This is a genomic window from Amycolatopsis antarctica (assembly GCF_002262875.1).
GTDB classification, from domain to species: Bacteria; Actinomycetota; Actinomycetes; order Mycobacteriales; family Pseudonocardiaceae; genus Amycolatopsis; species Amycolatopsis antarctica.
Map to the genome: position 1 here is coordinate 252,848 of NZ_NKYE01000005.1, position 20,534 is coordinate 273,381.

General features: G+C 70.2%; 20 protein-coding genes and 1 other RNA gene. 15 read left to right on the forward strand and 6 right to left on the reverse strand.

What is annotated here, in order from left to right; all coding sequences use genetic code 11:
• The first annotated feature begins 317 nt into the window (after positions 1-317).
• Positions 318-1,070, forward strand: coding sequence for a S1 family peptidase (locus tag CFN78_RS10800; protein ID WP_094862584.1), 753 nt, complete (start codon positions 318-320; stop codon positions 1,068-1,070).
• 95 nt (positions 1,071-1,165) lie between these two features.
• On the opposite strand, the gene gndA is transcribed toward CFN78_RS10800, so the two are convergent.
• Positions 1,166-2,605 carry an NADP-dependent phosphogluconate dehydrogenase gene (gene gndA / locus CFN78_RS10805; protein ID WP_094862585.1) on the reverse strand — a complete coding sequence of 480 codons (1,440 nt, stop codon included), beginning with the start codon at positions 2,603-2,605 and terminating at the stop codon, positions 1,166-1,168.
• Between the two features lie 250 nt (positions 2,606-2,855).
• Between gndA and CFN78_RS10810 the strand changes: the two genes are divergently transcribed.
• Positions 2,856-3,713, forward strand: a complete 858-nt coding sequence (locus tag CFN78_RS10810; protein WP_094862586.1) for a helix-turn-helix domain-containing protein — start codon at positions 2,856-2,858, stop codon at positions 3,711-3,713.
• Positions 3,714-3,798: 85 nt separating this feature from the next.
• Here CFN78_RS10810 and CFN78_RS10815 read toward each other — a convergent pair whose 3' ends face one another.
• Positions 3,799-4,062, reverse strand: coding sequence for a hypothetical protein (locus tag CFN78_RS10815; protein WP_094862587.1), 264 nt, complete (start codon positions 4,060-4,062; stop codon positions 3,799-3,801).
• A gap of 421 nt (positions 4,063-4,483) precedes the next feature.
• Between CFN78_RS10815 and CFN78_RS10820 the strand changes: the two genes are divergently transcribed.
• Positions 4,484-4,735: a DUF397 domain-containing protein gene (locus tag CFN78_RS10820; protein WP_094862588.1), complete on the forward strand. Its 252-nt coding sequence runs from the start codon at positions 4,484-4,486 to the stop codon at positions 4,733-4,735.
• A 216-nt stretch (positions 4,736-4,951) separates the two neighbouring features.
• Here CFN78_RS10820 and CFN78_RS10825 read toward each other — a convergent pair whose 3' ends face one another.
• On the reverse strand, positions 4,952-5,881 hold the full coding sequence (locus CFN78_RS10825) for a serine/threonine dehydratase (RefSeq protein WP_240519378.1): 930 nt from the start codon (positions 5,879-5,881) through the stop codon (positions 4,952-4,954).
• Between the two features lie 39 nt (positions 5,882-5,920).
• Between CFN78_RS10825 and ffs the strand changes: the two genes are divergently transcribed.
• Positions 5,921-6,015, forward strand: an RNA gene (gene ffs, locus CFN78_RS10830) — signal recognition particle sRNA small type.
• Between the two features lie 88 nt (positions 6,016-6,103).
• Positions 6,104-8,179, forward strand: coding sequence for a DNA polymerase III subunit gamma and tau (locus CFN78_RS10835; protein ID WP_094862589.1), 2,076 nt, complete (start codon positions 6,104-6,106; stop codon positions 8,177-8,179).
• 128 nt (positions 8,180-8,307) lie between these two features.
• Here CFN78_RS10835 and CFN78_RS10840 read toward each other — a convergent pair whose 3' ends face one another.
• The gene (locus tag CFN78_RS10840; RefSeq protein ID WP_094862590.1) at positions 8,308-9,141 is read right to left on the reverse strand and encodes an N-acetylmuramoyl-L-alanine amidase; all 834 of its coding nucleotides are present in this window, start codon (positions 9,139-9,141) and stop codon (positions 8,308-8,310) included.
• A 77-nt stretch (positions 9,142-9,218) separates the two neighbouring features.
• Here CFN78_RS10840 and CFN78_RS10845 point away from each other — a divergent pair, with 77 nt between their 5' ends.
• The 10 genes from CFN78_RS10845 (at position 9,219) to CFN78_RS10890 (ending at position 18,307) form a co-directional block, all read left to right on the forward strand.
• The gene (locus CFN78_RS10845) at positions 9,219-9,578 is read left to right on the forward strand and encodes a YbaB/EbfC family nucleoid-associated protein (protein WP_094862591.1); all 360 of its coding nucleotides are present in this window, start codon (positions 9,219-9,221) and stop codon (positions 9,576-9,578) included.
• Between the two features lie 99 nt (positions 9,579-9,677).
• Positions 9,678-10,274 carry a recombination mediator RecR gene (gene recR, locus CFN78_RS10850; protein ID WP_094862592.1) on the forward strand — a complete coding sequence of 199 codons (597 nt, stop codon included), beginning with the start codon at positions 9,678-9,680 and terminating at the stop codon, positions 10,272-10,274.
• Between the two features lie 6 nt (positions 10,275-10,280).
• Positions 10,281-10,877, forward strand: a complete 597-nt coding sequence (locus CFN78_RS10855) for a uridine kinase family protein (RefSeq protein WP_240519379.1) — start codon at positions 10,281-10,283, stop codon at positions 10,875-10,877.
• Positions 10,878-11,079: 202 nt separating this feature from the next.
• Positions 11,080-12,759: an ABC transporter substrate-binding protein gene (locus CFN78_RS10860; protein ID WP_094862594.1), complete on the forward strand. Its 1,680-nt coding sequence runs from the start codon at positions 11,080-11,082 to the stop codon at positions 12,757-12,759.
• Between the two features lie 66 nt (positions 12,760-12,825).
• The gene (locus CFN78_RS10865) at positions 12,826-13,830 is read left to right on the forward strand and encodes an ABC transporter permease (protein ID WP_094862595.1); all 1,005 of its coding nucleotides are present in this window, start codon (positions 12,826-12,828) and stop codon (positions 13,828-13,830) included.
• Positions 13,827-14,762, forward strand: coding sequence for an ABC transporter permease (locus CFN78_RS10870; RefSeq protein WP_094862596.1), 936 nt, complete (start codon positions 13,827-13,829; stop codon positions 14,760-14,762). Before CFN78_RS10865 ends, CFN78_RS10870 begins: the two co-directional genes overlap by 4 nt.
• Positions 14,763-14,768: 6 nt before the next feature.
• On the forward strand, positions 14,769-15,761 hold the full coding sequence (locus tag CFN78_RS10875) for an ABC transporter ATP-binding protein (protein WP_094862597.1): 993 nt from the start codon (positions 14,769-14,771) through the stop codon (positions 15,759-15,761).
• Positions 15,758-16,918, forward strand: a complete 1,161-nt coding sequence (locus tag CFN78_RS10880; protein WP_094862598.1) for an ABC transporter ATP-binding protein — start codon at positions 15,758-15,760, stop codon at positions 16,916-16,918. Before CFN78_RS10875 ends, CFN78_RS10880 begins: the two co-directional genes overlap by 4 nt.
• A gap of 213 nt (positions 16,919-17,131) precedes the next feature.
• On the forward strand, positions 17,132-17,557 hold the full coding sequence (locus CFN78_RS10885) for a YciI family protein (RefSeq protein WP_094862599.1): 426 nt from the start codon (positions 17,132-17,134) through the stop codon (positions 17,555-17,557).
• A 108-nt stretch (positions 17,558-17,665) separates the two neighbouring features.
• Complete coding sequence (locus tag CFN78_RS10890) at positions 17,666-18,307, forward strand: SDR family oxidoreductase (protein WP_094862600.1); 642 nt, start codon at positions 17,666-17,668, stop codon at positions 18,305-18,307.
• 46 nt (positions 18,308-18,353) lie between these two features.
• Here the strand turns inward: CFN78_RS10890 and CFN78_RS10895 are convergent, their stop codons facing one another.
• The gene (locus tag CFN78_RS10895; RefSeq protein ID WP_094862601.1) at positions 18,354-18,905 is read right to left on the reverse strand and encodes a DedA family protein; all 552 of its coding nucleotides are present in this window, start codon (positions 18,903-18,905) and stop codon (positions 18,354-18,356) included.
• 64 nt (positions 18,906-18,969) lie between these two features.
• Positions 18,970-20,505 carry an alpha/beta hydrolase gene (locus CFN78_RS10900; protein WP_094862602.1) on the reverse strand — a complete coding sequence of 512 codons (1,536 nt, stop codon included), beginning with the start codon at positions 20,503-20,505 and terminating at the stop codon, positions 18,970-18,972.
• Positions 20,506-20,534 lie beyond the last annotated feature (29 nt).

A 20,534-nucleotide genomic window follows, 5' to 3' on the forward strand; every position in this document is an offset into this window, starting at 1 on the left:
CTGATTCGTGGTGCCCGCGGCGCGTGCGCTTGCCGCGTCCTCTGTGGACGAACCGCGAACCACGAGCATGAACGTCCACAGTGGAGGACAAGTTTCTGGCTTTTCACCAGGGAAACCATCATCGATGTCGACCTGCGGGCGGGCTCGGAACGAAGCGACACAAGAGTGCGGCCTGCGGTAACCCTGAGTGGTTGTTGTTGCCAGATACCGGGACTCGTTAGTTGGAACTTTCGAAGGTGTTAGGCATTCACCAGCGCTACTTACTCTTTGACTCGATCCCCCTACAGGGCAAGGGGGGCTTGAGAGGAGACACAGACATGAAGGCACGTACCATGGCCGCAGGCCTGGTCGCAGGCGCAGCCTGCGCGGTCGCAAGCATCGCTGGCGTTACCTCCGCGAGCGCGGATGTCAACCCCCTCATCGTCGGTGGCGTGGACGCTGACCAGGAATACTCGTACATGGTTTCGCTTCAGCAGAGCGGTTCGCACTTCTGTGGTGGCTCGCTGATCAGCCCCGAGTGGGTCCTGACGGCCGCTCACTGTGTCGAGGGCACGGACGCCTCGGCCATCAGCGCCCGCATCGGCAGCAACGACAACACCTCGGGTGGCGAGGAGGCGCAGGCCGCCGAGACGATCATCCACCCGTCGTACGGCCAGGAGACCGCGGGCGACATCGCCCTGGTCAAGCTTTCCGCGCCGGCGACGTCCGCCCCGATCTCGGTCGCCGGTTCCGCCGACGTCGGCACCAAGTCCCGTCTCCTCGGCTGGGGCCAGACCGACCCGGAGCCCGGCGGCAGCGCACCCACCGCGCTGCAGCAGCTCGACACCTCGGTGGTCGACGCGGGTGAGTGCACCGGCATCGACGGCACCAAGGAACTGTGCACCGAGAACCCCGGTGGCGACTCCGGTGCCTGCTACGGCGACTCCGGTGGCCCGCAGATCGCCGACGGCAAGCTGATCGGTGTCACCAGCCGTACCGGCAACGGTGACTCGACCTGCGCCACCGGCCCGTCGATCTACACCTCGGCCCCGGCCTACGCCGACTGGATCACCGAGAACACCGGCGGCTGATCTTCACCCCGCCAGTACGAACGGAAGGGCGCTCCCGACGCGGGGGAGCGCCCTTCCGTCGTTTCCGTATCCCGTTGTATAGCACCGATTCGTTGCTATGCCTCGGATTCCGCGCGATCGTCGGTCGCCCACGCGGTGTGGAACGCGCCGTCACGGTCGGTCCGGCGGTAGGTGTGCGCCCCGAAGAAGTCCCGCTGTCCCTGGATGAGCGCGGCGGGCAGGCGCGGCGCGCGCAACCCGTCGTAGTACGCCAGTGCCGTGGAGAAGCCGGGCGTCGGGATGCCGAGCTGGGCGGCGGTGGCGACCACCCTGCGCCAGGAGTCCTGTGCGTCGGCGACGGCAGCGTTGAACCCGCCCGAGGTCAGCAGCGTCGGCAGGCCGGGTTCGGCCTCGTACGCGCCGCGGATGTCGTCCAGGAACTTCGCCCTGATGATGCAGCCGCCGCGCCAGATCGACGCCACCGCGCCGAGATCGATGTCCCAGCCGTACTCGCTGCCACCGGCTTGGATCTGGTTGAACCCCTGCGCGTAGGCGACGATCTTCGAGGCGTACAGCGCGCGCTCGACGTCGTCGGCGAAGCCCTCGGCCTCGGCGCCCTTCAGCTTCGACCGCGAGGGTCCGGGCAGTTCCCGGCTGCCGATGCGCAGGTCGGCGTGCCCGGACAGGGAACGCGCGAAGACCGCCTCGGCGATGCCGCTGATCGGTACGCCGAGGTCGAGGCCGATCTGCACGGTCCAACGGCCGGTGCCCTTCTGCTCGGCCTGGTCGGCGACCACGTCGACGAACGGTTTGCCGGTACCCGCGTCGGTGTGCGCGAGTACCTGCGCGGTGATCTCGATGAGGTACGAGTCGAGACGGCCGGTGTTCCAGGTGCGGAACACCTCGGCGATCTGCGCGGGTTCGTGGCCGAGTGCCCCGCGCAGCAGGTCGAAGGACTCGGCGATGAGCTGCATGTCGGCGTACTCGATGCCGTTGTGCACCATCTTCACGAAGTGGCCCGCGCCGTCCGCGCCGATGTGGGTGCAGCACGGATCGCCGTCGACCTTCGCGGAGATGTCCTCCAGCAGCGGGCCGAGCGATTCGTAGGACGCCTTGGAGCCGCCGGGCATGATGCTCGGACCGTGCAGCGCACCCTCTTCTCCGCCGGAGACGCCGGTGCCGACGAAGTGCAGCCCGCGCTCCCGGAGCTGTGCCTCCCGGCGCCGGGTGTCGGCGAAGTGGGCGTTGCCCGCGTCGACGATCACGTCGCCGGATTCCAGCAGCGGAGCGAACTCCTCGATCACGGCGTCGGTCGGCTCGCCCGCCTTCACCATGATCACGATCTGCCGGGGACGCTCCAGCGCGTCCACGAACTCCCTGGCGCTGTACGCCGGAATGAACTCGCCCTCGGAGCCGAACTGGTCCACCAGTTCCCTGGTGCGCTTGTCCGTCCGGTTGTGCAATGCGACGGTGTGCCCGTGCCTGGCCAGGTTCCGCGCCAGGTTGCGGCCCATCACCGCCAGCCCGGTGACTCCGATGCTCGCCTTGTCCGCCATCAGTTTCGACCTTCCTCCTGCGTACCGCGATCGATGTCCGACAGTAGTCCCCGCCCGGTGATCCGCCGGACGACGCGGGGCGGGTGTGATCGAACCGGGCGTGGTGGTCGAATTCCCGCCCCGGAAACGGTAAAGTCGTACCGTCGTACACGTACTGGGCGGGCGCTCGCGGCAGCGTCCGGTGTCGCGGCTCCGAGCGTGGAGCGTCCCGCAGTGAAAGGTCTCCGGTGAAAGGTGCAGGACAAGGCTGATGGCCAGCACCGTCACCTCACGCCGTAAGCAGCTCGGCAACGAACTCCGGCACGCGCGCACCGCCGTCAAGCTGACGCAGCAGCAGGTCGCCGCGGTGCTCGGCTGCACCCAGGGAAAGATCAACAAGATCGAGTCCGGCGCGGTCGGGGTGAAGCTCGGCGACGTGCGGACCATGCTCGACACCTTCGGCATCGGCGGTGACGAGGCGGAGACGCTGCTCGACCTCGCTCGCGCGGCGGCGGGTCAGCGGGGGAACTGGTCCGGTTACCGCGCCGTCGTCCCGCACTGGTTCCGCACCTTCACCGACCTCGAGCCCGCGGCGGCCGAGATCATGACCTGGCACGGCGAGCGGATCCCGGGGCCGTTGCAGTCCGAGCACTACATGCTCAAGCAGTTCAGCGAGGCCGGCGTCACGGACGTGACGGCGTTGGTGCGCAACCGGCTCGACCGCAAGGCCGTGTTCGACCAGCAGCAGCCGCCGTACTACCGGTTCATCGTCAGTGAGTCGGCTCTGCGCAGGGCGCCGGGCGGACGGGCCCCGGCGGTGATGCTGGACCAGGTGGAGCACCTGATGACGCTCGCCGCCCGGGAACGCATCTACGTGCACGTGCTGCCCTTCGAGGCGCGCCTCGCCTCCGTGCCGAACGACTTCACCATCATGCGTTTCCCGGACCGTACAAGGGATTTCGTCTACATCGAGCATTCCGCGGGCGGTCTGTACCTGGACGACGTGAAGGACTTCCAGCTCTTCGTCGACGCCTGGGACCGGCTGCGTGGCGCGGCGCTGGAGCAGCACGAGTCACGACAGTTCCTCAAGGAACTCGCGGAGCACTATCGCGAGGCCATGCGCGGTTAGCAGCGCCGCTGGTCCACACTGGACTGTCCACAAGCGAACGAAGCCCGCCGCGCGATGCGTGGCGGGCTTCGTCGTGGACGTCGTGTTACAGATCGGCCTCGAGCAGCACCAGTGAACGCCCCCGCCTGCCCGCGGGCGGGCGGGCGGCGAGCTCGCGCAGCTTCTCGGTCACCTCGATGTCGTCGAGCCAGGTGTGGCCCGGTTGCCGGAACGGGGACTCCAGTAGGGAGAACCCGAGGCGGCGCCGCAGTTTGCGGCCGATCCGCTCCCGTCCGGTCGGTGCGGCGGGCTGGTCGGAACCGGTCTCCGCCTCGTTCGGTGCGTCGATTCGCAGAAGTCGTACAGCCATCGTGTCGTCAGCCCCCCAGCCGGGTCGATGTCCTGATGTGTCCCGAACCGGTGTGCGGAGCCAGGAGATCCCGGTCCCGTTCCACCGTCTCGGCCTGTCGTAGTGAGTGCCGCCGGCTGTGTGCATGCCCGGTAGCGCCCGTCACGACGTGCATCCCCACTGCTCATTTCCTCCTCGGGAGAGGTCGGCGGTCATTCGCGCGATACACCTTGACCCGTGCTTCCCCTTGCCCCAGGGTTGCGAACTGGGTCTCGTACCGCTTGGAATAATCCTAACCCTCGAATAATCTCGCCGTCGAGGCACCGGGCGGAACACCATACTTTCGGCTGCCTGAGGCGATAAAGTTGACTACTGGGCGTAGGTAGTTCCTGCATTCGTGCAAGCCGCTGCCGTGCCCGGGACCTGGTGAGGGGGTAGCGAAGTGGCGGATTATCCCGCGTCGAAAGATTACGACCCGGACACGGCGGTGGCCCTGTTCGACGCCGCGGCCTGGCAGAAGTCGTTCGCCAGCGAGCCCAACGGTGGAAGCTGCGTGGAGGTCAATCTGGGCTCGGACCGGGTGGGGGTCCGGGACACCAAGCTGGAGGACAGCCCGGTGTTCGTCTTCGACGCGAGCGAGTGGTCGGCCTTCCTGGCGGCGGTCAAGGCGGGTCAGTTCGACCTTCCGGCCTGAGCCCGCGTCACCCGTTCGCAGGACCCGTTCAATCGCCGTCGTGCCCGGGTGGCGCCCGTCGTCATCCGGGGGTCGGTCCGTCCCCGCGCGGCCTGCCCGGCCCCGCCGCCCGGTCGCGGAGCGTTTCCGTCCGTGATGCTCGTCACTGTTGCCGTCCGGTCGGACACACATGCCGTGTCGCGCGTTCTGGCACGCCGTGTCGGGCGATGGAGCCGGTTACGGCTGCGGGGCCCAGTCCGTGTTGGCACCGCACAGCACCAGACAGGGCAGCCGTCCCGGCACCAGCCCGGCCAGCCAGGCCGCGAAACCCGCCGCCGCGGCCGGTTCGACGGCCAGCCGGAAGTCCTCCCACAGCCGGTCCCGGGCCGCCAGGATCTCCGCGTCACCGACCAGCACCGGGGCGACGGGGGCGAGCCGGCCGGTGCTGAGCACGCCGAACGGCACCCGGCCGATCCGCGTCGCCCCCAGCGCCGAGGCCGCCACCGAGTCGATCGCGACGTCCACCGGCTCGCCTGCCGCGAGCGCGTCGTGCACCGCCCGGCAACGCTCCGGCTCCACGGTCACCGTCGTCCGACCGTCCGAGGCCAGCGACGTCCCCGCCGCCAGACCGCCGCCACCGGCCGCCACGACGATCGCGTCCACCTCCGGCGCCTCCGCCAGCACCTCGACGGCCACCGTGCCCTGCCCGGCGACCACGGCGGGCGCGTCGTAGGCGTGCAGGTGGCGCACGCCGGGGCCGGACGCTGCCTCCAGCGCCGCCGCGGCCGCCTCGGCGTACGTCTCGCCGTGCCGCACCAGCGTGGCCCCGAGCGCCTCGATCCGCCGCACCTTCCCGGCCGGTGCCGAGGTGGGCACGAACACCGTCGCCGGAACGCCGAGCGCCACCGCGGCGGTGGCCACGCCGAGCCCGTGGTTCCCGCCCGAGGCGGTCACCACGGTGGACGGCCGATCCCCGGCCAGCAGGGCGTTCGTCGCACCGCGCAGCTTGAACGATCCGCTCCGCTGCAGGTGTTCCAGCTTCAGCAGCAACGGCCTGCCGTCGACCTCGGTACGCAGCAGCGGGGTCCGCCGCACGTACGGCCGCACGGCCTCGGCGGCCGCCCGCACATCGGCCGGGGAAGGAAGTTCGATCGGTGCGTTCGTCACGGGCGGACGATAGCCGCCGGGCGGAGTCGCTACACTGATTACGGACCCCGCGCGGCGTCCACCCTGTGAACCTCCCCAGGGCCGGAAGGCAGCAAGGATAAGCAGGCTCTGACGGGTGCGCGGGGTCCCCTTCATGCCCTGGGTCGTCCTCGGCGGACGCGGACCCGCCGGCGAGCCGCCCGTGCCCTCCGGGGTGTCCGCGGCGGCCGGTAGTCTCGCCGCGTGGCACTAGCGCTCTACCGCAAGTACCGTCCGGCCGCCTTTGCCGAGGTCGTGGGCCAGGAGCACGTCACCGAGCCCCTGCGTACCGCCCTCGCCGCCGGGCGCATCAACCATGCGTACCTGTTCTCCGGCCCGCGCGGCTGCGGCAAGACGTCGAGCGCACGCATCATGGCGCGCTCCCTCAACTGCGTCGAGGGGCCGACGCCGGATCCGTGCGGCAAGTGCGACTCCTGCCGTGCGCTCGCCCCGGAGGGGTCCGGCAGCGTCGACGTCACCGAGCTGGACGCCGCCAGCCACGGAGGTGTCGACGACGCCAGGGAACTGCGCGACCGTGCCTTCTACGCCCCCGCGGAAGCCCGCTACCGGGTGTTCATCATCGATGAGGCGCACATGGTCACCACGCAGGGTTTCAACGCCCTGCTGAAGATCGTCGAGGAACCGCCAGAGCACCTCATCTTCATCTTCGCCACCACCGAGCCGGACAAGGTGCTGCCCACCATCCGCTCGCGGACCCATCACTACCCGTTCCGGCTGATTCCACCGAGCGCGATGCGTGAGCTGCTGGAACGCAACGTCGAGGCCGAGGGCGTGGCCGTGGAACCGGCCGTGTTCCCGCTGGTGATCCGCGCCGGTGGCGGTTCGGCGCGGGACACACAGTCCGTACTGGACCAGCTCCTGGCCGGTGCCGGGCCCGATGGCGTCGCGTACGACCGCGCCGTGTCGCTGCTGGGCGTCACCGATGTGGCACTGATCGACGACATGGTCGACGGGCTGGCCGAGGACGACGCCTCCGCCGTGTTCGGCACCGTCGAACGTCTCGCCGAGGCCGGGCACGATCCGCGCCGTTTCGCCACCGACCTCCTGGACCGGTTGCGCGACCTCGTCCTGCTGCGCTCGGTGCCCGACGCCGGGGCCCGCGGCCTGGTCGCCGCGCCCGAGGAGGAGCTGAACCGGATGGTCGCGCAGGCCGAGCGCCTCGGCGCCGGCACGCTGACGCGCTACGCCGAGATCATCAACACCGGCCTGCTGGAGATGCGCGGCGCCACCGCGCCCCGGCTGCTGCTGGAACTGCTCTGCGCCCGCATGCTGCTGCCCTCGCCGACCGAGGGCGAGGCGGCGCTGCTGCAACGCCTGGAACGGCTCGAACGCCGCGTCACCGTCGGCGGATCCGCCCCCGTGGGCGACACCGCGCCCGCCGCTGACACCGCGACGTACCAGCGGCCCTCGCAGCGTGCCCCGCAGGACGCGCCACAGGCCCGGCCGGAACCGGCCCGCCAAGAAGCGGTCCGGCCGGAACCCGCGCGTCCGGAACCCGTACCGGAAACGCCCGCGCGTCCGGTGGAACCCGTTGTGGCGCAGGCGGAACCGGCCGTTCCCGAGCCGGCGCCCTCGGCCACGCCGACCGGGGAACCGGCGGCTCCGGGGGAGCAGCCCGCCGGTGGTTTGGACGCGGTGGCGATCCGCCGCGTCTGGCCGCAACTGCTGGCCGCCATCCGCAAGGTTCCCGGGCAGCGCAGCACCGAGGCGATGCTGACCCAGGCCGGGGTGCACAGCGTCGACGGCTCGCAGGTCACCCTCACGCACAGCGCGGAACCCTTGGCGCGCAGGCTTTCCGAGACGCACAACGCGGAGAAGATCGCCGCCGCGCTGCACGAGGTGCTCGGCGGGCAGTGGCAGGTCCGCTGCGTGCACGGCGCGCCCGGTGCCGCCGCCGCTCCGGCTGCCCGCCCTGCCCCGCAGGCACCGGCGCAGCAGCGGCCGGACCGGTCCGACCGGCAGGAACGGCAGCGGCCCGCCGAGGGGGCGTCCCGCTCGTACCGCAGGCCGTCCGAGGGGCAGGAGGCTGCCGAGCAGCCGCGGCAGCAGGCGCCCCGGAGGCCGGCCCCCGTGACCAGCGAACCGGACATCCCGCTTCCCCCGGAACCGGAGGACGAGGAACCGCCACCGCATACCGCGGAGGACACCGGACCGCCCGCGCCGGGCAGCCCAGCGCCCCGGTCGGATTCCCCGCTCGACGCCGAGGCGGCCGCGCACAAGCTGCTCTCCGACCACCTCGGAGCGCGCCCGCTCGACTAGGACCTGTCTCCACGCGCCCTCGGCGATCGTGTTGGCGCGAACACCGCGGCCAGTCGGGAACATGTCAACGCCTGGCGACCGTGCTGCGAATCGGCAGCCGGTCCCGACAGGCCGGACGTATCCGGTGGTCAGCGGCCCAGGTAGGCGGTGATCCCGGCGGCGATCGCGGCGGCGTAGCGCTCCCGGCCCTCCGGCGTGCGCATCCGTTCCGCCTCGGCGGGGTCGCGCATGTTGCCGCACTCCACCAGCGCAGCCGGACGCTCGGAGAGATTCAGTCCGGCGAGGTCGTCCCGGCCGTCGAGTCCGTCCTCGCCGATGTAGGTCGCCCGCTCGAACCCGCCGCCGGTCATGCCCTCGCGCAGGGATTTCGCCAGCCGTACCGAGGGGTCGCCCTGCGCCCCGTTCAGCGGCGGGTCGGAGTGGGCGATGTGGAAACCGTTGGCTCCGGCCGAGTTCGAGCCGTCGGCGTGAATCGAGACGACGGCGTCCGCCCCGGCCTCGTTGCCGATCGCGGCGCGTTCGTCCACGCAGGGGCCGACGCCCTCGTCGTCCTGCCGGGTGAGCGTGACCCGGATGCCGCGTTGCCGCAGTTCCTCGGCCACCCGCTGCGTCACGTCGAAGGTGAAGACGTGCTCGGCGAAGCCGTCGTCGGTGGAGGTTCCGGTGGTGTTGCAGGGTTTCGTCTCACCACGTCCGGCCGGGACCGGGCGGTTGATCGCCGCCGGGTCGTCCGCGTTGCCCCCGTTGTGCCCGGGATCGAGCACCACCACCGGAGCGGGAGCGGCGGGCTGGGCGGGCACCGGTGGCGGGGACGGAGCCGCCGGCACCGGCGCCGGGGGTGGGGAGGGCAGCTGGGGCACCGGCGGCAGCGGGGGCGCGGCGGGCCGCTCGGGCGTGTCCGGTGCGCAGGCCGGGACGGCCGCGAGCAGGCCGAGCAGCACGACCGGGGCGAAACGTCGCATGGTGGCAAAGGTGCCACACGGACTGCGGCTAGGCTGGCAGACACGTGCAAGCGAGCTAAGGATCAGGTGCGGAAATCATGGCGCAGCCCGGCGGTGGAATGCCCGACATGCAGCAGATCCTGCAGCAGGCGCAGAAGATGCAGGAGCAGCTCCTCTCTGCGCAGCAGGAACTCGCGGAGGCCGAGGTGACGGGCTCCGCCGGTGGTGGTCTGGTGACCGCGACCGTCAGCGGGGGCATGGAGCTGAAGAACCTGACGATCGACCCGAAGGTCGTGGACCCGGACGACGTCGAGACCCTCTCCGACCTCGTGGTGGCCGCCGTGCGCGACGCCACGGCCAACGCGCAGAAGCTCACCGAGGAGAAGATGGGCCCGCTCGCCGGCGGGCTCGACGGCGGCATGCCCGACCTGGGTGGCCTCGGCCTGCCGGGTGCCTGAGCATCCGGATCTGACGGCCTCCGTCACCGGCGCCCTCGCGCCGGCGGCGGACGGTCCGTCCGCCGCACGCCGCGCTCCGGCCGTCGAGAGTGAGCTGCTGTGTACGAGGGCGTAGTCCAGGACCTGATCGACGAGCTCGGGCGGCTGCCCGGCGTCGGTCCGAAGAGCGCGCAGCGAATCGCCTTCCACCTGCTCGCCGCGGATCCCGCCGACATCGGGCGGCTCCGCGAAGTGCTCGGCAAGGTGGCCGAGGGCGTGCAGTTCTGCGAGGTCTGCGGCAACGTCTCGGAGCAGCCGCAGTGCCGGATCTGCCGGGACACCCGCCGCGACGCCAGCGTCATCTGCGTGGTCGAGGAACCGAAGGACGTGCTCGCGGTGGAGCGGACGCGGGAGTTCCGTGGCCGTTACCACGTGCTGGGCGGCGCGCTGGACCCGTTGTCCGGCATCGGACCGGAGCAACTCCGGATGCGCGAGCTGCTGTCGCGGATCGGCTCCGACGAGGTCACCGAGGTGATCATCGCGACCGACCCGAACACCGAGGGCGAGGCGACCGCCACCTACCTGGTGCGGATGTTGCGCGACTTCCCCGGTCTCACGGTGACCAGGCTCGCTCACGGGCTGCCGATGGGCGGCGACCTCGAGTTCGCCGACGAGCTGACGCTCGGCCGCGCGCTGTCCGGCCGCCGCGCGCTGTAGCCCGGCGTGACGGCCGCCGGGACGCCCGCGGCAGCGGCCGCGGTGGTCGCCGCCGCGGCACTGGCCGCGCCCGCCCGGCTCGGCGGGGTCCGGCTGCTGGCCGTCGACGGCCCGTCCGGGGCGGGCAAGTCGACCTTCGCCGACCGGGTCGTCGAGGCGTTGCGAGCCCGGGCCGCGCGCACCGTTCTCCTTCGTACCGACGACTTCGCCACCTGGGACGATCCGGTGGCCTGGTGGCCGAGGCTGCGTGACGGGGTGCTGGCGCCGTACGCCGAGGGCCGCCCCGGCCGTTACCGCCGCGTCGAGTGGCCCGATGGCCGTCCGGTGCCGGGGGAGTACGTGGACGTCGAGGTGCCGGACGTGCTGGTGCTGGAGGGCGTGTCGGCGGGGCGGGCGTCGGTGCGGCCCTCACTGGCGCACCTGAGCTGGCTGCCCGGACCGGACGCGGCGACCCGGCTGGAACGGGCGGTTGCCCGTGACGGAGAGCCATCGCGGGCGCCGCTGACGCGGTGGCAGGCGTTCGAGCGCGGCTGGTTCGCCATCGACCAACCCCACCTGCGTGCCGATACCTCGTTCGGCGCAGGCCAGTTGGGTGATTCGTGACGATCCACCCCCGAAGTTGCACGGTCGGTGACAGTGTGCGGACGCTGTGCCGGTCATTCACCCTCCGTGTAGCGCGATCGTAACCTCACGTGCTTAAGTGCGGGCCGACGAGCGACTAATGTCTGCGACCACACCGAAGTGCCGTCGGCGTACTTTGCCGTGCCGACGGTCCGAGTCCCGAACATGTGTCAAGGGGTGCCAAATGCTCCACAAGCGGGTTGCCCGAACGCGTCGTATTGCCCTGATCGGGCTTGCGGGCGCGCTCGCGCTGTCAGCGACCGCCTGCGCGCAGTCCGAGCGCGATGGTGAACAGGGTGGCGGAGGTCAGGCCGGCGGAACGCTGGTTTTCGGCGCCGCGGGAGCGCCCAAGAACTTCGACCCGATCTTCAACGACGACGGCGAGAGCTTCCGTCCGATCCGGCAGATGTACGAGACCCTCGTGCAGTACAAGCCGGGTACGGCCGAGGTCGAGCCCGGTCTCGCGGAGAAGTGGGAGCCGAGCCCCGACGGCACGAGCTGGACGTTCAGCCTGCGGAAGAACGTCAAGTTCCACGACGGCACCCCGTTCAACGCCGCCGCCGTGTGCGCGAACTTCGATCGCTGGTTCAACATCAAGGGCGCGGCCGCACAGAGCCAGATGATCTACTACGGCGACATCTTCGGCGGGTTCGCGCAGAACGAGGGTGACGCCACCGGCGACCCGCTGTACAAGAACTGCGAGGCCAAGGACGACTCCACGGCCGTGCTGAACCTGAACAAGGCGCGCGGCGCGTTCCCGGACGCCTTCGGTCTCACCTCGCTGTCGATCTCCAGCCCCGAGGCGCTGAAGAAGTACAACGCCGACGAGGTCACCCAGAGCGGCGAATCGTTCACCTATCCCGAGTACGCCACCGATCACCCCACCGGTACCGGACCGTTCAAGTTCGAGGGTTTCGACCGCGCCCAGGGCACCATCACCCTGGTGCGCAACGAGGAGTACTGGGGCGAGAAGGCCAAGTTGGACAAGGTGATCTTCAAGATCATCCCGGACGAGGCTGCGCGCAAGGAAGAGCTGCGGTCCGGCGCGATCGACGGGTACGACCTGCCGAACCCGGCCGACTACAACGCGCTCAAGGAAGCCGGCGCGAACGTCATGGTCCGCCCGGTCAACAACATCATGTATCTGGGCATCAACCAGACGAACAACCCGGCCCTGAAGGACGTCCGTGTCCGCCAGGCGCTCGACTACGCGGTCAACAAGGACCAGCTCGCGCAGAACAAGCTGCCCGAGGGCGGCCAGGGCCGCGACCAGTTCGTGCCCGCCGAGACGCCGGGCAACACCCCGAACGTCGAGAAGCACGCCTACGACCCGGAGAAGGCCAAGGCACTGCTGAAGGAGGCGGGAGCCGAGGGGCTCACGCTGAACTTCTACATCCCGACCGAGGTCAGCCGCCCGTACATGCCGAACCCGCAGGAACTCGCCGGCGCCATCACCGAGGACCTGAAGGCGGTCGGCATCACCGTCAACGCCGTCCCGCGGCCGTGGAACGGTGGCTTCAAGGACGACGTGCAGAAGGCCGGAAAGCACGACATCCACCTGCTCGGCTGGACCGGTGACTACGGCGACGCCGGCAACTTCATCGGCACGTTCTTCGGCCGGGAGAAGGCCGAGTTCGGCTTCAGCGACCCGGCGATCTTCGACGCCCTGTCGAAGGCCGACTCGCAGGTCGACCCGGCGGCGAAGAAGGCCGGTTACGAGGAGGCCAGCGTGCTGATCTCCAAGTACGTGCCGGCCGTGCCGGTCAGCTCCTCGCCCCCGGCCATCGTCGTCGGCGGCAACATCCAGGGCATCGTGCCCAGCCCGCTGACCGACGAGCGCTTCGCCACCGTCACTAAGGAGTAGACGTCTCACGCCCCAGGGGTGGTGACCAACAGGTCGCCACCCCTGGCGGCGTGAACGGGGTAATCCATGCTGAGATTCATCGTCCGTCGGTTGCTACAGGCAATTCCGACCCTCCTGGTCCTGTCCATCCTGGTCTTCGCCTGGCTGCGGGCTCTGCCCGGCGGCCCCGCGAGCGCGCTGCTCGGCGACAAGGCGACCCCCGAGAAGATCGCGCAGCTCAATGCGATCCTGGGGCTCGACCAGCCGATTTTCGTGCAGTACTTCAAGTTCCTCGGCCGGGTCCTCACCGGTGACTTCGGTTCCTCGCTGGTGTCCGCCCAGCCGGTGCTGGAGGAGATCGGCCGCACCTTCCCGGCGACGGTCGAACTCTCGGTCGCCGCGTTGTTCCTCGCGGTCGTCTTCGGTATCCCGCTCGGGTACGTCGCGGCCCGGTTCCGGGGCCGGTTCCTGGACAACGCCACCGTGATGACCACGCTGGTCGGGGTCGCGGTGCCGGTGTTCTTCCTTGGCTTCCTGCTCAAGTTCGTCTTCGCCAGCAACCTGGCGATCCTGCCCCCCTCGGGCAGACAGGACGTCACGATCGACGCCACCAACGTCACCGGCTTCGTGCTCCTGGACGGTCTGCTGACCGGCGAGTACGACGCGAGCTGGGACGGTTTCCTGCACCTGATCCTGCCCGCGGTCACGCTGGCCACGATCCCGTTCGCGGTGATCGTCCGGATCACCAGGGCTTCCGTGCTCGACGTGCTCGACGAGGACTTCGTCCGCACGGCCGAGTCGAAGGGCCTGACCACCTCGGTGATCCGGCGCAGGCACGTGCTGCGCAACGGATTGCTGCCGGTGTCCACCACGATCGGCCTGCAGACCGGCCTGTTGCTGGCGGGTGCGGTGCTGACCGAGAAGGTGTTCAACTGGGGCGGTGTGGGCTCCTTGCTGGAGGAGGCGATCAATCTACGTGACTATCCACGGCTGCAGGCCCTGCTGCTGCTGGCCGCGCTCGTCTACGTGCTGGTGAACCTCATCGTCGACGTCTCCTACGCCATCATCGACCCGAGGGTGCGTGTGCGATGACCGGATCGAAGCTGTTGCAGCGCAAGAAGGACCGCATCGATTCGCTGGCCGAGTCCGGCGGCGGGACCAGCCTTGCCAAGGACGCCTTCAAGCGGATGTCGCAGAGCCCGGTGGCCATCACCGGTGCCGTGATCGTCGTCCTGTTCATCCTGCTGGCCGCGCTCTCCCCGGTCCTCGCGCCGAAGGACCCGTTCCTTCGTTACGGAGAACTGCAGGAGGGCCTGCGGCCGGACTCGATCCCCGGATCGATGCCCGGCTTCCTGCTCGGCAGTGACCAGAACGGCTACGACTTCTTCTCCCGGTTGCTGGTGGGCTCACAGCAGACGCTGATCGTCGGTGTGTTCGCGACGCTGATCGGTCTCGTCGTCGGGATGCTCATCGGCGGGCTGGCCGGTGCGCTGGGCGGCTGGGTGGACACCCTGCTGATGCGGATGACCGACATCATGCTGTCGATCCCGTCGCTGCTGCTGGCCATCTCCATCGCCGCGCTGTTCCTCCAGGGCAACCAGACGACGCTGATCTTCGCCGTCGCCACGGTGACCGTGCCGATCTTCGCCCGGCTGCTGCGCGGGGCGATGCTCGCGCAGCGATCCAGCGACCACGTGCTCGCCGCGACGGCGCTGGGCGTGAAGAAGTCGACGATCGTGTTCCGGCATATTCTGCCGAACTCGGTGGGCCCGGTCATCGTCCAGGCGACGCTGACGCTGGCGACGACGATCCTGGACGCGGCGGCGCTGTCGTTCCTCGGTCTCGGCGACCCGGACCCCTCGCGTGCCGAGTGGGGCCTGATGCTCGCCAACGCGCAGCGCTACCTCGACGTCAAGCCGGAACTCGCGTTCTATCCCGCCATCGCGATCATCATCATCGCGCTGGGGTTCACGCTGCTCGGCGAGTCGCTGCGCGAATCCCTCGACCCGAAAAACAGGAGGTGAACCGGTATGGCTCTGCTTGAGGTGAACGACCTCTCGGTCGTGTTCCAGCGCAAGGGGCAGCGACCGTTCACCGCGGTCGACGGGGTGAGCTTCTCCGTCGACCCCGGCCAGACCATCGGCATCGTCGGTGAGTCCGGCAGTGGCAAGTCGGTGACGTCGCTGGCGATCATGGGACTGCTGGCCAAGCGTGGCTCGAAGGTCTCCGGCTCGGCGACCTTCGAGGGCACCGAACTGCTCGGCCTTTCCGACAAGGAACTGCGCGAACGCCGGGGCCGCGACCTCGGCATGGTGTTCCAGGATCCGCTGTCCTCGCTGAACCCGGTCATCCCGATCGGGCTGCAGATCACCGAGGTCATCGAGCGGCACCGTGGCACGCCCCGCAAGCAGGCGCGTACCGAGGCCGTGGAACTGCTGGACAAGGTCGGCATCCCGGACCCGGCGCGGCGGATCACCGAATACCCGCACCAGCTCTCCGGCGGTATGCGGCAGCGCGCGCTGATCGCGATCGCGCTGGCGTGCAGGCCGCGGCTGCTGATCGCGGACGAGCCGACCACCGCGCTCGACGTGACCATCCAGGCGCAGATCCTGAACCTGCTCTCCAGCCTGGTGTCCGGTACGGACACGGCGTTGATCATGATCACACACGACCTCGGCGTCGTCGCCGGGCTGTGCGACGAGGTCAACGTCATGTACGGCGGCCGGATCGTGGAGCGGGCCGAGCGGCACGAGCTGTTCGCCCACCCGCGCCACCCGTACACGCACGGACTGCTCCAGTCGATTCCCCGGCTGAACGCGCCGCGCGGCGAGAAGCTGGTGCCCATCAAGGGTTCGGTGGTCGACAACATCCCCTGGGACAGTGCGTGCGCGTTCGCGCCGCGCTGCCCCAACGCGCTGGACGTCTGCCGTGAGCAGTCGCCGGTGCTGGAAACGGACGGCGGCGGCATGTTGCGGTGTCACAACCCGGTCGTGCCGGTGGCCGCGGCGGAGGTGCGCTCATGACGGCGGAGGCCACGGGAACCGGATCATCCACACCGTCCGCATCGGACGGTCAGGGCGAGGTGCTGGTGTCCATCGAGGACATCAAGGTGCACTTCCCGATCAAGCGCGGCATCGTGTTCGACAAGACGATCGGGTACGTCTACGCCGTGGACGGGGTGGACCTGGAAGTGCGTCGCGGTGAGACCTACGGTCTCGTCGGCGAGTCCGGCTGCGGCAAGACGACGCTGGGCCGCGGGCTGCTGAAGCTGGTCGAGCCCACCGGTGGCAAGGTGACCTTCGACGGCATCGACGTGTCCACGCTCAAGGGCGAGGACCTGCGCAAGATGCGCCGCCGGATGCAGATGGTGTTCCAGGATCCGTTGTCCAGCCTGGATCCCCGGCAGTCCGTCGAGTCGATCCTCGTCGAGGGGATGCGTGCGCACGGACTGGACAAGGGCAAGGAGAGCACCCGTAACCGGTTGCTCGAACTGCTCGACGCGGTCGGCCTGCCCGCCAACTCGCTGTACAAGTACCCGCACGAGTTCTCCGGCGGACAGCGCCAGCGCATCGGTATCGCGCGGGCGCTGGCGGTGGAGCCGGACCTGATCGTCGCCGACGAGCCGGTGTCCGCACTGGACGTCTCGGTGCAGGCGCAGGTGATCAACCTCCTGGAGGATCTGCAGCAGGAGTTCGGCCTGACCTACCTGGTGATCGCGCACGATCTCGCCGTCGTCCGGCACATCTCCGACCGGATCGGCGTGATGTACCTCGGCTCACTGGTCGAGGAGACGGACGCGGACACCCTGTACGCCGAGCCGATGCACCCATACACGAAGGCGCTGCTGTCGGCGATCCCGGTGCCGGACCCGACGGTGGAGGACACCCGTGAGCAGATCCTGCTCGCCGGCGACCTGCCCTCGCCCGCCAACCCGCCGAGTGGCTGCCGGTTCCACACCCGGTGCCCGTGGCGGCAGGAGACCAAGTGCGACACGGAGCGTCCGGCGCTGCGGGAAGTCGCCGGTGGCGGGCACCGCGTCGCCTGCCACTTCGCGGAGGACATCCACGCCGGGCGGATCACGCCGCACGCCGTGGAGGCGACCGTGGTCGATCCGACCACGGGGGATTCCGGCGTCGACGTCCCGCACGCGGGTTCGGTGACTGAGGTGCTCGGCGGCTGAGTCCCGCCGCTCGTACGCCGGACGCCCCTGGCCAGCACGGCCAGGGGCGTCCGGCGTTTCCACCCCTTCGCCGCCGTGTCGCCGGAGGGGTGTTACGAAATCGGGGGCCGGAGAGATTCCTTCAAAGAGAACGTCGCCCGGTGTCGATTCCGGCCCGGGCCGTTCGACGCGTAGGTGGAAGAGACCACGGCACAGCGGCAAAAGGGGAAGACCATGCGATTCATGATCATCGTGAAGGGCAACGAGGACTACGAGGGCGGCGCCATGCCGACCGAGGAGCAGCTCAACGCGATGGGCAAGTACAACGAGGAGATGGTCAAGGCCGGGGTGATGGTGGCCGGTGAGGGCCTGCACCCGAGTTCCAAGGGTGCGCGGGTCACCTTCCCGGCCGGGAAGGTCAGCATCACCGACGGACCGTTCAGTGAGGCCAAGGAGCTGATCGGCGGCTTCTCGATCATCAAGGTGGACTCCCGCGAGGAGGCGTACGACTGGCTGCGCCGCTGGCCGGGCGCCGAGGGTGACGAGCTGGAGCTGCGCCAGATCTTCGAGGCGGAGGACTTCGGCGACGCCTTCACCCCGGAAGCGAGGGCCACCGAGGAACGCCTGCGCGAAGAGGTCGCAGCACAGCACGCACAGTGACCGGCCGGTCCCGGGCGGGCGACCGTCCGCCCGGGACCACCCGCTTCGCCGGGCTACTTCACCGAACTTCGTGCGCAGGCCGCACCCGAACGGGCAGAATCACCGCCCATGCAGGTCACCGTGCTCGGATCGAGCGGACGCACCGGAATCCACGTCGTACGCCTGCTCCGCAGGCACGGGCACACGGTGTACGCCGGGCTGCGCAGCACACGCCACGGCGAGGCCGTCGCCGGGCTCGGCGCCCGGCCGGTACCCGCCGATCTCGCGTCCGATCCGGCCTCGCTGGTGGAGGCGTTCACCGGTTCCCAGGCCGTGATCAACACGGCCGGGGCCGCGGATCCCGACCCGTCCGCCGTCAACCTGGTCGACCGGGACGGGGCGATCGCCGCGATCCACGCCGCCGAGCAGGCCGGTGTCCAGCGGTACGTCCAGCTCTCCGCGCAGTTCGCCGACTCGCCGGACCAGGGCGACCGGCTGGTCCGTTCGATCCTGCTGGCCAAGCAGGTGTCGGACAGCAAGCTGCGGCGTTCCAGCCTGATCTGGACCATCGTGCGCCCCGGCAACCTGACCGACGATCAGGGCACCGGCAGGGTCAAGGTCGCCGGTCACCTGGAGCCCGGCACGGTCGCCCGCGCCGACGTGGCCTCGGTACTTGTCGGGGCGCTGTCCGAACCGCGCACCGAGAACCAGGCCTTCGACGTGCTGACCGGCGACGTCCCGGTCGGCGCCGCGCTCGCCTCGATGGGGTGACCGCCGGGCGTCCGGCCGCGGGTTCACGCCGAGTTGAGCGTGAGCGTCAGGTGTTCTCCACCCGCCTGCGGACGACGGCGCTGAGGCAGGCCCCCAGCGCGGCGGCGATGGCCAGCGAGATCAGCAGGCTGACGCCGGGCTCCTGGACGAACTGTCCGCCAAGGTAACCGAGCAGCGCGACGTAGCCGGACCACAGCGTCACACCGATGGCGGACGCGGTGAGGAACTGCATCCGCGGCCAGCGCATCGCCCCGGCGAGCAGTGAGCCGACCGTGCCGCCGGAGGGCAGCCAGCGGGCGATCACCAGGATCGCGTGCAGGTGGTCCTCGGCGTGCCGGTCGATCCAGCGCAGCCCGTTGTCGACGTTGCGGCGCCTGCGCAGGCGGTCGAGCACGGTCACACCGCGATGCCGGGCGAGCTGGTAGAGCACCTGGTCGGAGAGCAGGCAGCCGACGGCGGCCACCACGATCGCCGGCAGCAGCTCCGCCTGCCCCTGCGCCGCCGCCACGCCCATGCCCAGCAGTGCCACCTCGGTCGGGACGAGGGGCACCAGGGCGATCACGAAGAGCACCAGCAGCGCGGCTGTGGAAGCGTCCACAATGCTCACCAACGTCCGGGGCGGGAACAAGATTCCGGCGGACCAGTCGCACCTGAGAGCGTCCTCAGCGGCATGTGCGGTCCGCTTCCGGCGGCACCCCGTCGACCAGTGCGCGGGTGACGGGTTCGTCCACGCACTCGTTGCCGCGCAGGTAGTTCACGTGGGTGCCGGCCTCCAGCGTGAGCAGGCGTCCGCGTAGGGCGCGCGCCTGGTCGACGCCGTCGCGGTACGGGGTGGCCTGGTCACCGGTCGCCGCGATCAGCACCGGGGTCGGCAGGCCCGGAGCGTCCGGTGGGTGCGGCACCCAGGTCGGCGGGACCGGCCACGCGGTGCACGCGCTGAGCACGGAGCCGAGGCCGGGAGCGGGTGTACCCGAGGGGGAACGCAGGCCGACGGTCTCCCGGAACGGTGCTGCCACCCGGTAGGCCTCGGTGGCGGCACGGGCGGTCGCGGCGTCCGGACGCGCCTCGTCGATGCACCGGACCGCGGTCTCGTTTGCCACGTTCCGATCGTAGTCGCCGTTCGCGTCGCGCCGGTAATAGAACTCGTCGGCGAGCGCGAGCAGTTCGCTGCCGTTTTCGCTGTTCAGCGCGGTCAGGGCGGTGCGCGCCCGGTCACCGGCGCCCGCGGTGATGGCGGATGTCACGCCCAGCTCGGCGTCGCTGAACGTCAGCGAGCGCCCCTCCCCGGCCGGGGCGGGACGGTCCAGCAGGGGCAGCAGCAGCGCGTGCAGCCGTCCGGCCGCCGTGGCCGGGTCCGTCCCGAGCGGACAGTCCGGTGTGGACGCACAGTGCGCCGCGAACTCGTCGAACGCGCGCTGCACGGCACGGCCCCCGACGGCGGCGTCCGCCACGACGTCCGGTGGCCGCGTCGGAGCCGGACCGTCGAGCACCAAGGCCCGCACCGAGCCGGTGAACCGCTCGGCGTACTCGATCGCCGCGAGGGTTCCGGAGGACGCGCCGTACAGGGAGAGTTGCCGTTCACCGAGCGCGGAGCGCAGCACGTCCATGTCGCGGGCGACCTCGCGGGTGCCGAGTCCGGTCAGCACCTCGGCCCCGCTGTTGCGCAGGCAGGCGTCCAGGTAGGCGCGGTCCTTCGCCTCACCGGGGGCGTCGGTTGCGCGGTCGCGTTCCCAGTCCGCATTGTCGTAGCACCGGGCCCGCAGGTCGCTGGTCCCGCTGCCGCGACGGTCGATGGCGACCACGTCGAAGCGTTCCCGCAGTTCGTCGTTGCCGAAGGTGGCGGCGGCGCTCATCCGGAACCGGACCCCGCCGCCGGTGTCGGTGGTGAGCACGCCGATACGGCGGTCCGGGTCGGTGGCGCGGTGCCGGGTCACTCCCGTGCGCACGGTCCTTCCCGCCGGGTTCGCGTAGTCCAGCGGCGTTTCCAGCCAGGCGCAGTCGCTACCCTCCGGAGCGTCCGGCGAGCCGAACTCCGCGCAGGACCGCCAGTCCAGCGTCTGGCCGTAGAACCGTTCCAGTCCCGGCGGTACGGATCCGGCCGGGCCACGACGTTCGACGTCGCCGGGTGCCGGGCTGTTCGTGCAGGCGGCGAGCACCGTCACCAGCGCCAGCAGCACCGCGATCCGTACTCGCCCCATGCCCCCCGACGGTAGTGACCAGCGATCAG

What these genes read in the sequence shown, in the direction of transcription:
- CFN78_RS10870 (WP_094862596.1), top strand. Translation starts at nt 13,827, where the DNA reads ATGACCGGATCGAAGCTGTTGCAGCGCAAGAAGGACCGCATCGATTCG.
- gndA (WP_094862585.1), bottom strand. Translation starts at nt 2,605, where the DNA reads ATGGCGGACAAGGCGAGCATCGGAGTCACCGGGCTGGCGGTGATGGGC.
- CFN78_RS10815 (WP_094862587.1), bottom strand. Translation starts at nt 4,062, where the DNA reads ATGGCTGTACGACTTCTGCGAATCGACGCACCGAACGAGGCGGAGACC.
- CFN78_RS10800 (WP_094862584.1), top strand. Translation starts at nt 318, where the DNA reads ATGAAGGCACGTACCATGGCCGCAGGCCTGGTCGCAGGCGCAGCCTGC.
- CFN78_RS10885 (WP_094862599.1), top strand. Translation starts at nt 17,132, where the DNA reads ATGCGATTCATGATCATCGTGAAGGGCAACGAGGACTACGAGGGCGGC.
- CFN78_RS10865 (WP_094862595.1), top strand. Translation starts at nt 12,826, where the DNA reads ATGCTGAGATTCATCGTCCGTCGGTTGCTACAGGCAATTCCGACCCTC.
- CFN78_RS10860 (WP_094862594.1), top strand. Translation starts at nt 11,080, where the DNA reads ATGCTCCACAAGCGGGTTGCCCGAACGCGTCGTATTGCCCTGATCGGG.
- CFN78_RS10875 (WP_094862597.1), top strand. Translation starts at nt 14,769, where the DNA reads ATGGCTCTGCTTGAGGTGAACGACCTCTCGGTCGTGTTCCAGCGCAAG.
- CFN78_RS10900 (WP_094862602.1), bottom strand. Translation starts at nt 20,505, where the DNA reads ATGGGGCGAGTACGGATCGCGGTGCTGCTGGCGCTGGTGACGGTGCTC.
- CFN78_RS10810 (WP_094862586.1), top strand. Translation starts at nt 2,856, where the DNA reads ATGGCCAGCACCGTCACCTCACGCCGTAAGCAGCTCGGCAACGAACTC.
- CFN78_RS10880 (WP_094862598.1), top strand. Translation starts at nt 15,758, where the DNA reads ATGACGGCGGAGGCCACGGGAACCGGATCATCCACACCGTCCGCATCG.
- CFN78_RS10845 (WP_094862591.1), top strand. Translation starts at nt 9,219, where the DNA reads ATGGCGCAGCCCGGCGGTGGAATGCCCGACATGCAGCAGATCCTGCAG.
- CFN78_RS10890 (WP_094862600.1), top strand. Translation starts at nt 17,666, where the DNA reads ATGCAGGTCACCGTGCTCGGATCGAGCGGACGCACCGGAATCCACGTC.
- CFN78_RS10840 (WP_094862590.1), bottom strand. Translation starts at nt 9,141, where the DNA reads ATGCGACGTTTCGCCCCGGTCGTGCTGCTCGGCCTGCTCGCGGCCGTC.